This window comes from Faecalibacterium sp. Marseille-Q4137 (genome assembly GCF_017377535.1).
Taxonomy (GTDB): domain Bacteria; phylum Bacillota; class Clostridia; order Oscillospirales; family Ruminococcaceae; genus Faecalibacterium; species Faecalibacterium duncaniae.
In genome coordinates this window covers 1-8,272 of the sequence record NZ_JAFREK010000065.1, presented here as the reverse complement: position 1 = coordinate 8,272, position 8,272 = coordinate 1, and the positions used below count along the sequence as shown (strand labels likewise).

Sequence of the window (8,272 nt, the reverse complement as noted above, 5' to 3'; positions counted from 1 at the left end):
TTCAGTGATGTCGTATCCCTCGTAAGCGTACATGGTGATGATTTCCAAATCTTCGACTTTCAAAGTTTCGAGTGCAGTAAGCAACTGTTCGTTCTCAATCTCACCAATCCATGCAAAACGGCTTTTGGTTTCGTGGTAGGTATCCGTTACGGTAACGGCTTTTTCATACTGCTTGAAGTCGCTGGTTTCCTTGGCTGCGCAATCATCGGCAGCACCAGAAACCGTCATTGTGTTAGTGATGTAGGCACGTTCGCTATTAAGAACACCCAAATCAAACTCGTACATAGCCTGAATTGCATCTTCGCTCATTCCTGCTTCGCGGTACTGCACACGAAGATGCTCCCAATTTGCGTTCAGCTTGCGACGTTCATTGCCATTATTGAAACTCATGTGTAACCTCCAAATTTTCGATAAAACGTGAAAAGTCGAAAATTCGGAGATGCTACGGATATTTCGCCGCTTGGGGTAGCCATGAAAAGAGGGCAAACATAAAACCTGCTCCTTTTCGGGAGCAGGCCATCTGAAGCTATAAAAATAGCCGGACAACAGCCGACCGAAAGATTGGAGATCTTTCAGTCAAGCTGCTGCCCGGCCATTTGGTGCTACGTTTCATACATTGCCTTATGGCAATGGCCCGTTGCTCGGTGCTAACAGTCCATATTCAGAGTGCAGTGCACCCGATTGTTTTATAAAACTGATGTTTACTTGGCCCGAATGGAAAGGTCGAGCCATAACATTTTCCGGCAACGCCAGCATTTTATATGGATGAATCCAGTGCAGTCGGCGGTCATTCGATAAAGTTTTAAGTTGCACTTGGGGCAAAACTGCCAGTGTTCCGTAATTGCTTTCTTCTTATGATTGAGCATGACTTTCCCTCCCAAATATAAAGTTTGCTGCTATATCATAGGAGAAACGGTGGACTGCGGCACTTTGGCTCCAAAAGCGCAAAAACGCCAGCCTCCCATTGAGGGAAGCTGGCGCAATATTGCACATCGGCATGATTATGGGTGGTGAAGTAGAACAATTGTGCCGGTTTGTTGGCATTCTGGTCTACAGCAACAGACAGGCTTTTTTTGATGCGTTACCCCAATAAAAAATCACAGTTACCTCCACAAACGGCAACTGTGATCGAATAGCGCGTGAAATCGCCCGGACGAGTTACCGTTTTTTTATAACTCGACCGGGAAACGCAAAAATCGGCATTATACTTCCTGCTCACAGGAAATACAAGGTTATACCGCGTCATTCACCAGAACGATACAATACTATTGAGGTGAACGATGATGCCGAATTCTGACTTGAAGGTACTTGGAGAAAAGGTTCGCACGGAGCGCAAGCTGGCAGGTTTAACACAAGAACAACTTGCTGAACGCTGCCATGTTTCAACGAAGCATATCGCCAACATTGAAAAAGGCAGCATGAATCCATCTTACGAAATTCTTTTGGCGATTGCTCGTGTTTTGCCGGTTTCGCTTGATGTGCTGATTACTCCGGGGATGGGTAAAACGGAAATAGAGTTAAAAGAGTTCAATCGAATCTATCTTTCCTGTCCAGAAGCGGTGCGAGAAACCTTAATGGACTCGACCCGCACACTGGCAAAGCATCTGACAGAGTTTTACAGTAAAATTGAAAATCCTTGAAAATGTTTTGCTTGTGGTACAGTATAGCATATTTTTCAAAGTCACTATACCAAAACGAACCCAAAAGCAAACCAATTTTATACCAATTCAGTCGATTCCCAAGCTGACCTGAATCTCTGTTTCCAAATCATTTTCCAATGCCGTATATAGTTCTTGTGGTGTACGGCAAAGAATTGCATTGAAATTGATGGGATTGCCTTCATTAAAAAGCCTTACATATCCCCAGCGGCATGGAACAACGTCCAAATAGGTCGCAGACTCTAAAAAGCTATGGAAGTGGGTCAATACTTCTTCAAATGTTTGCATGGTTTGACCTCCTGAATTAAGTTATCTCTATTTTAGAATATTCTTGGTCATCTATGCAAGGATGCCGATTTCGTACAGCGTAGAAAACGATAAAGCCATACCGAAGAATCCTACTAGGATCTCACGGTATGGCTTTTATTACAGATTGCGATTCAATCGCACCAATTCCGATGATGGGACAAATTGATATCCAATGTTGGAAACCGTTTTAATATAACGGGGGTGATCTTTGTCATCCTCTATTTTCTGGCGGATTCGACCGATCGTGCTGGTGACGGCTCTCAAATAGCTTTCGCTGTCCTTATGCCAGACTGCTTCAAAGATCTGCTCCTTTGTAAACAGTTTGCCCGGATGCTGTGCCATCAAACTCAAAACACCGTATTCATAACGACTCATGTACACCTCTGTTCCATGTTTGAAAACACGGTGGTGTTCCAAGTTGATTTCCAGATCGGGACGGCTCAGAGCGTCTGTGGGATTTCGCATCAAATCGAACCATTCAAAAATCGTCTGCTCTTGCGGTGGGCAGTGATCCTTCGTGATGCGAACAACAACTTCAATTTTTTGCATACAATAGACAATCCTCCCCCAAAGCCAAATCTATATCACTCGATATGGAAAATCGGGTGTAGCTCGCATTTCCGCATTGACCGTGCACTACGATGCCGTGTGTTTTAGCCGCCGTCGTTTTTGGAATCCCGAAAGTTCAGAGCCGCCAGCAGGCATCCAAACGCGCCTGCCCAGAGAAGGTCGGTATAGAGCCATACTTGGAGAATGGCAAAAATCACCCCTGCGATCAGCAGCAGGATGCCAGCCGTTAACAGCAGACGTACCGATAACTGCTCCATCTTAGGTATCCCTTTCTGTGCGAAGATAGTGCTGCACCCGGTGGACGTTCCCGGAACGAACTGCAATGTACCACAAGGATTGAGTCACTGCTCCGGTAGGCATTGGTGTATTCAGCGGCACCAGAAGCAGTGCCGCCCGCACCTTGTAGGGAATATTGTTTTCCGCCATACGACGGCTTTTTTTCTTTTGCCGTCGTCCGGCAGATGTATGAATCTATAGGTATTTTCTATTCAATCTTTTTTCTTTTTTCTTGATAAATATGAAACGCTGCTACTCCAGTCGCTGCCAACTGAACCAGAATTAGAACAGCAAACAGACCGAAGCTCTCATAATAGAACAGCTCATCCCTAAATAGAAGGACATCACAGAGCGCAGTAAAGGTAAGTGTCACAAAGTAAATGATATAATCTCGCAGGCTTCTGCGGATATTTTGAATTGCTAACTTCCAGTACATATCTTCCTCCCATCACCTTACGCTATCGGAGTTGCTGCGAATCGAACGCTGGAACAGCAGCCATGTACTGAGAAAGTAGCAGCTCAGCAGCAAAGCGAAAATCCCGACAATGATACCTATTTGCCGCATCAAGGCTCCGCAGCCAATATAAGCTGAGATTTCAGCAGAAACACTTTGAAGAAAATAGCCAATCACAATCATTGCTACAACGATTGCCGCTGTGATCGGCATCCCAAACCAAACACCAAGCTGTTTTAGAACCAAAGTATGCAGGTCCTTCTCTTCCACTCCCATTTTTCGCAGAACCGAAAATCTGTAGTTGTTTTTTTCTGCATCTAGGAGCTGCTGAAGAGCCAGCACGGTAAGACACATCACCATCAGCACAATTGCACCATAGATCAAGGACGCTTTTAGGATAAAGTTAAGGGCGATTATACGGTTCACTTCCGTAGTACGGACAGTTGTACTGTATCCTGCCAGATTGTCTTTATCAGGATCTTCTGGATAAGAACGCCCAAGAAGCTGTTCCAGCATTTCTGCCGTTTTGAAGGGAAGCGGATATTTGGTCATCACAAATCGGTTGCTCTGTACCGGAAGCAAGACTTGCGCTATCTCGTCCGGTATGATATACACCACATCTGTATATAGATTATAGATGGATTCCCCCACAGGTTCCTGAAACACTGCATTCTCACTGAGTTTCAGAGTGCCTGCGTCCGTTTCCAGTAAAGTATGCTCAGCGATGTAGTTTTCAATATCCTTGTCCTCTGCCGCACTATGCCAGTGGGTAGCAAATTCATCCGTTTTTAAAATAATAGGTTCATATCCCAACATTTTCCGAACAGCGTTATAATCCTTCAGTGCAATCGCCAAGGGAGGAAAATCGTACTTTACCCGCTGGTAAAAGTCTCTTTTTTGAGGAAGATATTCCGAAAAAGTCAAATCGTCCTTTATCTCTATGTTGTTTTGTTCTATGAACGCAGTAATTTCCTCATAGTCTGTATCCGGAAGATTTTCCACTTCATAAACTTCGTTGTAGCGGCTTGAAATTTGAATATCATAGACTGCCCGACTATCCAAATAGCCCAGACTCCATCCTGTCAAAACTGGCGCAATGACAAACAAGCAGATAGAAAAAGTCAGGGTCACACAAATGATCGTCATCGTTTTCGTATTGGTAGCCAGCTTAGAGGAAAGCTGTCCAAACAGAAATAAACTCGTATTGTGATATTTGCGGGACACTTTAGACTCCTTCCAGTATAGGAGCGCCGCATTCGATAAATACATGACTGCGGAAATGATAAACAAAATATCCGCAACCCCAAACAGCAAATATTGATTCAGAGTTGGGGCGTCAAATCCAAGGAAGTAGGCTTTTTCCAGTTCTGCGATGGAAAAAATCGGGATAGCGGTCAATACAGCACCAGCCAGAAGCCCGCAAAGATATAGGGAAAATCCTATTTTTCTGTGTAAAAAAGAAACTGCAATTGCCCAAAGCAGCGTCACGGCAGGGAAAAGGACATTCCCCCAATACATGAGCTTTACAGGAAGTGGATATCTGGGATCGAAGTAAAAATGATATTTTACAGCACCTACCTCCAGCATCCACAGCAGCATAATGCCATAGAAAATACAGATCATCGGCATCCATCTGCTTTTATGAAGCGGTTTTTCATTCTGACGGTTTGCCGTCATAAGCTCAATAATCCTACTTTTATTGAGAATTCTGACATTCCCGACTCCAACCAGAATCTGGCAAACAACAAAGAAGCCCACGGTCAGCAGCACGGTATCTGGAAAAAAAGACCAAGAAAAAGCGTAGGGTTCCCCAAAAGAAGCAAGCAGCATAGCCGTAATGACCTGAGAAACGACCATCCCTAGAAGGATTCCCACCGACACAGAGAATATGAGTAGGAAAAAAGTCTCTCCAAAAAAGAGCAGTCCTATGGTTTTTTGCTCCATTCCCAGGGTTGCCTCAACTGCAAACTCCGATTGTTTTTTTCTCAGCATGAAACGATTGACATAGTGAATCAGAAACAACAGAAGCAGACTAATCCCGCAAATCGCCAGTTTCATACCTCCAGCCAGCAGGGAAATATTATATTCCGCACCAATGGTCGGATGATAATGGGTGCTGCTGATAGACAAAAACGCATAGAACAATGTGACACAGAGTGTCATGGTCACAATATAAATCAAATAGTCCTTTCCTGACCGCTTTGCATTTTTGAAAATGAGTTTAGTGTACATCATTCACACCCCCTCCCATCATGGTGAGGACATCCAAGATTTTTTCAAAGAAAACCCTACGAGAATCACTGCCTTTGAGAATTTCCGCGAAGATCGCACCATCTCTTAAAAAGAGAATACGATTGGCATAGCTTGCCGAAAAAGCGTCGTGTGTTACCATCAGGATTGTGGCGTCAAGGCTTTCGTTAATACTCTGGATTGTGGAGAGCAAGGCTTGTGACGAGTGACTATCTAACGCGCCGGTAGGTTCGTCCGCCAGAATCAACTTTGGCTGGTTGATAATAGCTCTGGCACAGGCACACCGCTGTTTTTGACCGCCGGACACCTGATAGGGATATTTATCCAGAATATCCGTGATATTCAGCTTTCCGGCCATTTCCCGCACCCGCCCATCAATCTCACCTGCAGGAACCTTGTTGATAGTCAGTGCCAAGGCAATGTTTTCCGAGATTGTCAGAGTGTCCAGCAGGTTAAAATCCTGAAATACAAATCCAAGATTCTCCCGACGAAACCGGGCAATCTGTTTTTCGTTGATTTCCGTCACATCGGTTCCGTCCAGATAGATATGTCCCGCACTGACGGTATCAATGGTGGAAATACAGTTGAGCAGGGTAGTCTTGCCGGAACCGGATGCTCCCATGATTCCTACAAATTCCCCCTCCTGAACGGAAAAGCTGATGTCCTGAATTGCTTTTGTAACAATCCCGCCATTTCCGTAATATTTTTGGATATGATCCAGTTTCAAAATTTCTTTCATTGTTATCACCTCTGATCTCTATTGTAGAATAAGAATGGCTTCGTTTGTATCAAGTTTTCTTACAAAGTTCTAACAAAAATGTAAGAAGTGCAGGACCGCAATCAGCCCTGCACTTCATGGATCAGACAGTTGATGTGAAACGCCAGGGAAATGGCGGTTCCTTGTTCCGATGATTCTGCCGCAATGCCAATGCCCAGCTTTTCACAGAGCCGTTTGCATAGGTACAGGCCAATGCCTGTGGACTGCTGGACCATACGACCATTCTGACCGGTAAATCCCTTTTCAAAGATACGGGGCAGATCGGACGCAGCAATCCCGATTCCATTGTCCTCCACAACAAGAACAACCTGATCTTGCCGTTTATGAGTAGAAATGCGGAGAACCGGTTGTTCCGTACGATACTTGACCGCATTGGCAATCAGTTGGTTCAGAATAAAGCGCACCCACTTTTCATCTGAATAAACCGTGTCCTGCATTTCCTCCACTTCCAGACGCATACCACCTTGGAGCAGCAGATATTTATTATCTGCAATCGCCTGATGCACCACTTGGGACAGTGCCATTTCCCGGACAGAATAATCTTTCTCTGTATGCTCACTGCGGGCGTAATAAAGAGCTTGTTCGGTAAAGCGGTTGGTCTTTTCCAGTTCCAGCAGAAGTTCCTTTGTCCAGTCCGTCCGGTGGTTTTCACATAGGAGTTTCATGGCAGTAATGGGCGTTTTGATTTCGTGAATCCATTGCTCAATGTATTCTTTGTACTCCAGGCGTTCTCGCTCGACTTCTCCAATCTGTTCCAACATGGATTTTCCAGCCATTTTCAAAAGCTGATAGTAAACCTGTTCCTCGGCCTGTTCCGGCAGCTCCATCACTTCGGAAATGAGGTATCTTTCGGAAAGCTGTTCCGCCATATCCAGAAGTTTTTTCATCTGCCGCTTCCGTTTCCAGTAAGTGAGGACAAGTCCCGTCAGCAAAATCAATGCCCATACAATCAGGATCAATACTACTGCGGAAACCGAATTGCCGCACACCAGCAAAAATACAGTGAGTGCAGCCATACAAACAAGGTTCGTCAGCAGAAATGGTAGCCTGTTTTTCCAATATCGTCTGCTGTTCATATCGTGTACCCCTGTCGGTGCTTTGTCTTGATAAAATCCGTCAGACCGATGCCCGCCAGTTTTTCCCGGATGCGATTGATATTGACGCTCAAAGCATTGTCATCCACATATAGCTGATTGTCCCACAAATACTCAATCATATCTCCGCGAGAACAGATTTTTCCACCGTTCTTGAACAAATAATAGAGAATTTTCAATTCGTTCTTAGTAAGTTCTACGCTCCGTCCATTATAGTCCAAACTGCTGGATTCCAGATGCAGCATCGCATCTCCATAGACGATCTTCTCCCGTTGTTGTGCGGGATAGGTTTTCTTCAGCAGAGAAGCAATTTTCGCAAGCAGGATTGCTGTGTTATAGGGCTTCGTGATAAAAGCGTCTCCACCCAACATAATGCTATTCAGCTCGTCCATATCCGTGTTGCAGCTTGTCACAAAGATGATCGGCACTTCGGAAAAGGTACGAATTTTAGAGCATAAAGCAAAACCATTCTCTCCGGGTAACTTAATGTCCAACAAAATCAGATGTGGCTTTTCATCCTGAATCTGTTCTATCACAGCAGAAAAATCCTTTATGCCAATCGTTGCATATCCATTTCCATTCAATAATGTTTGCAATTCTCCCTGTATCACAGGATCATCTTCAATTATCATAATTTTATATCGTTTCATGCTTTCTGCACCTTCCTTGTTTTGTCCGGCCATCAATCGGCTTTTCTGCAGTTTTGGGAATCAGCCAAACACCGGCCATCTTCACAGCGCCGGAGATACGCCCACCGGCACAATAATAATTTACTCTACGAGGTGTCACGCCCCACTTCTCGGCGGCCTCTTTTAATGTCATATAGTCCATTTCGCACCTCCACAAAGTACATTATAGTTCCTCATCTCGAATAATGCAAGAA

General features: G+C 44.6%; 11 protein-coding genes. 1 reads left to right on the top strand and 10 read right to left on the bottom strand.

Annotated elements, in window-relative coordinates:
• On the bottom strand, positions 1–390 hold a 390-nt coding region (locus J3353_RS15105), incomplete at its 3' end, for a sigma-70 family RNA polymerase sigma factor (RefSeq protein ID WP_207685164.1).
• An 890-nt stretch (positions 391–1,280) separates the two neighbouring features.
• Here J3353_RS15105 and J3353_RS15100 point away from each other — a divergent pair.
• Complete coding sequence (locus J3353_RS15100) at positions 1,281–1,640, top strand: helix-turn-helix domain-containing protein (protein WP_242700999.1); 360 nt, start codon at positions 1,281–1,283, stop codon at positions 1,638–1,640.
• Between the two features lie 87 nt (positions 1,641–1,727).
• On the opposite strand, the gene J3353_RS15095 is transcribed toward J3353_RS15100, so the two are convergent.
• From J3353_RS15095 to J3353_RS15055, 9 genes are all read right to left on the bottom strand, one after another.
• On the bottom strand, positions 1,728–1,946 hold the full coding sequence (locus tag J3353_RS15095; RefSeq protein WP_149795259.1) for a hypothetical protein: 219 nt from the start codon (positions 1,944–1,946) through the stop codon (positions 1,728–1,730).
• A gap of 138 nt (positions 1,947–2,084) precedes the next feature.
• On the bottom strand, positions 2,085–2,516 hold the full coding sequence (locus tag J3353_RS15090; protein ID WP_207685163.1) for a winged helix-turn-helix domain-containing protein: 432 nt from the start codon (positions 2,514–2,516) through the stop codon (positions 2,085–2,087).
• A 104-nt stretch (positions 2,517–2,620) separates the two neighbouring features.
• Positions 2,621–2,794 (bottom strand): hypothetical protein, encoded by a 174-nt coding sequence (locus J3353_RS15085; RefSeq protein ID WP_242700998.1) that lies wholly within the window; start codon positions 2,792–2,794, stop codon positions 2,621–2,623.
• Between the two features lie 227 nt (positions 2,795–3,021).
• The gene (locus J3353_RS15080; RefSeq protein ID WP_112122147.1) at positions 3,022–3,249 is read right to left on the bottom strand and encodes a permease; all 228 of its coding nucleotides are present in this window, start codon (positions 3,247–3,249) and stop codon (positions 3,022–3,024) included.
• A 12-nt stretch (positions 3,250–3,261) separates the two neighbouring features.
• Complete coding sequence (locus J3353_RS15075; RefSeq protein ID WP_370569217.1) at positions 3,262–5,502, bottom strand: FtsX-like permease family protein; 2,241 nt, start codon at positions 5,500–5,502, stop codon at positions 3,262–3,264.
• Entirely contained in the window at positions 5,489–6,256 is a 768-nt protein-coding gene (locus tag J3353_RS15070; RefSeq protein ID WP_207685161.1) for an ABC transporter ATP-binding protein, read from the bottom strand. Before J3353_RS15070 ends, J3353_RS15075 begins: the two co-directional genes overlap by 14 nt.
• Positions 6,257–6,357: 101 nt before the next feature.
• On the bottom strand, positions 6,358–7,371 hold the full coding sequence (locus J3353_RS15065) for a HAMP domain-containing sensor histidine kinase (RefSeq protein WP_207685160.1): 1,014 nt from the start codon (positions 7,369–7,371) through the stop codon (positions 6,358–6,360).
• The gene (locus J3353_RS15060; protein WP_207685159.1) at positions 7,368–8,039 is read right to left on the bottom strand and encodes a response regulator transcription factor; all 672 of its coding nucleotides are present in this window, start codon (positions 8,037–8,039) and stop codon (positions 7,368–7,370) included. The genes J3353_RS15065 and J3353_RS15060 overlap by 4 nt, the downstream gene beginning before the upstream one ends.
• On the bottom strand, positions 8,026–8,220 hold the full coding sequence (locus tag J3353_RS15055; protein ID WP_112122149.1) for a helix-turn-helix domain-containing protein: 195 nt from the start codon (positions 8,218–8,220) through the stop codon (positions 8,026–8,028). Before J3353_RS15055 ends, J3353_RS15060 begins: the two co-directional genes overlap by 14 nt.
• Between the last annotated feature and the right edge of the window lie 52 nt (positions 8,221–8,272).

Bases quoted from the DNA above. Each gene is read 5' to 3' on its own strand.
- J3353_RS15075 (WP_370569217.1), bottom strand. From the start codon at position 5,502: ATGATGTACACTAAACTCATTTTCAAAAATGCAAAGCGGTCAGGAAAG.
- J3353_RS15065 (WP_207685160.1), bottom strand. From the start codon at position 7,371: ATGAACAGCAGACGATATTGGAAAAACAGGCTACCATTTCTGCTGACG.
- J3353_RS15085 (WP_242700998.1), bottom strand. From the start codon at position 2,794: ATGGAGCAGTTATCGGTACGTCTGCTGTTAACGGCTGGCATCCTGCTG.
- J3353_RS15055 (WP_112122149.1), bottom strand. From the start codon at position 8,220: ATGGACTATATGACATTAAAAGAGGCCGCCGAGAAGTGGGGCGTGACA.
- J3353_RS15060 (WP_207685159.1), bottom strand. From the start codon at position 8,039: ATGAAACGATATAAAATTATGATAATTGAAGATGATCCTGTGATACAG.
- J3353_RS15100 (WP_242700999.1), top strand. From the start codon at position 1,281: ATGATGCCGAATTCTGACTTGAAGGTACTTGGAGAAAAGGTTCGCACG.
- J3353_RS15090 (WP_207685163.1), bottom strand. From the start codon at position 2,516: ATGCAAAAAATTGAAGTTGTTGTTCGCATCACGAAGGATCACTGCCCA.
- J3353_RS15095 (WP_149795259.1), bottom strand. From the start codon at position 1,946: ATGCAAACATTTGAAGAAGTATTGACCCACTTCCATAGCTTTTTAGAG.
- J3353_RS15070 (WP_207685161.1), bottom strand. From the start codon at position 6,256: ATGAAAGAAATTTTGAAACTGGATCATATCCAAAAATATTACGGAAAT.
- J3353_RS15080 (WP_112122147.1), bottom strand. From the start codon at position 3,249: ATGTACTGGAAGTTAGCAATTCAAAATATCCGCAGAAGCCTGCGAGAT.